We start from the raw sequence: 1,486 nt of genomic DNA, 5'->3' as shown, positions 1-1,486 counted from the left end.
GTTCAGCCTGAACAACTCCCAAGCGTCTGAATTTGCGGCCTGATCGCGCCGAAACAGTAGCGGGAAATTGCAGGATTTCTTATACCGGGTCCTGAAACCTTGCAAATTCCGGAGCCGTGATGAAGCCTCATCCCCGCGCTGAAGAGCAGGATGATCTCCTGCGTCCCCGCCTGACCGACATGATTGATCTACGCCACGAATTGGCGAAGCTGGAAAAGCTGATCGACTGGGAGTTCTTCGAGACGGAATGGGCGGGTTTCTTTCCTTCCACGACAGGGCGGCCAGCCACATCGCCGCGCCTCGTCGCGGGGCTGCTGTATCTCCAGCACGCTTACCGGCTGTCCGACGAGGCTGTGGTCGCCCGTTGGGTTGAGAACCCGTACTACCAGCATTTCACAGGTGAGGTGTTCTTTCAGCACCGCCCGCCGATCGTTCCCTCCTCGCTGACCCGCTGGCGCAAGCGGATCGGCGAGGAAGGGGCCGAGTGGCTGCTCACCAAGACCATCGAGGCCGGGCGTGCGTCGGGGACGGTCGAGGACCGCAGTCTGTTGCGCATATCCGTGGACACGACGGTGATGGAGAAGAACATCGCCCACCCGACCGACGCGCGCCTGTACGAGAAGGCCCGTCGTCAGCTTGTCGCCCTGGCAGACGAAGGCGGGATCACGCTGCGCCAGAACTACAACCGTCTGGCACCGCGCTTGGCGCTACAGGCCGGTCGCTACGCTCACGCCAGACAATTCAAGCGCATGCGCAAGGCATTGAAAAAACTGAAGGGCTATACCGGCCGCGTCCTGCGCGACATCCGCCGTCACCTGGATGAGATCCCAGTTGGCTCTTTCCGAGAGCGTGTTCTGGACACCCTCGTGCTGGTAGGCCGCCTGCTGCATCAGAGCCCCAAGAGCCATGGCAAGATTTACGCGCTGCATGAACCCGAGGTCGACTGCATCTCCAAGGGCAAGGCCCGCAAGCGCTACGAGTTCGGCACCAAGGTCAGCCTCGCTACAACCATCGACGAAGGCTTCGTCGTCGGCATGCGGGCTCTGCCGGGCAACCCTTACGACGGCCATACCTTGGCCGAGGCGCTGGAACAGGTGGAAATCCTCACCGGCCAAATGCCCGCGCTAACCCTCGTCGACCGCGGATACCGCGGCCACGGTGTGTCGGCGACGCAGGTCCTGGTCAGCGGCACCCGCCGCGGCATGACCCCGGCGCTGAAACGGCTGCTGCGACGGCGCAGCGCCATCGAGCCCGAGATCGGACACATGAAAACCGACGGACGCCTCTCACGGTCCCCGCTGAAAGGGACGTTTGGCGATGCCATCTTCGCTGTCCTTTGCGGCTGCGGCCACAACATCCGCAAGATCCTGGCACACCTCAGGGCTCTTCTTGCCCTCATCATGGCGGCGTTGTGCGCTGCCTTCATCCCGAAACACAGGCCGTCAACTTCCCAAATCTTCGTCGGATCAGGTTGTTCAGCCTGAAC

At 62.3% G+C, this 1,486-nt stretch carries 1 protein-coding gene; it reads left to right on the top strand.

The window, feature by feature from the left end:
• Window positions 1–119: 119 nt before the first annotated feature.
• Window positions 120–1,484, top strand: a complete 1,365-nt coding sequence (locus CHB75_RS21140) for an IS5 family transposase (protein ID WP_089274136.1) — start codon at window positions 120–122, stop codon at window positions 1,482–1,484.
• Window positions 1,485–1,486: the final 2 nt, after the last annotated feature.

Origin of the sequence: Puniceibacterium sediminis, from assembly GCF_900188035.1 — a bacterium.
Lineage (GTDB): Bacteria > Pseudomonadota > Alphaproteobacteria > Rhodobacterales > Rhodobacteraceae > Puniceibacterium > Puniceibacterium sediminis.
Note: the sequence above shows the minus strand (reverse complement) of the source record. Positions and strands in the feature narration are given on the sequence as shown.

Coding starts and splice junctions, on each gene's coding strand:
- CHB75_RS21140 (WP_089274136.1), top strand. CDS start 120: ATGAAGCCTCATCCCCGCGCTGAAGAGCAGGATGATCTCCTGCGTCCC.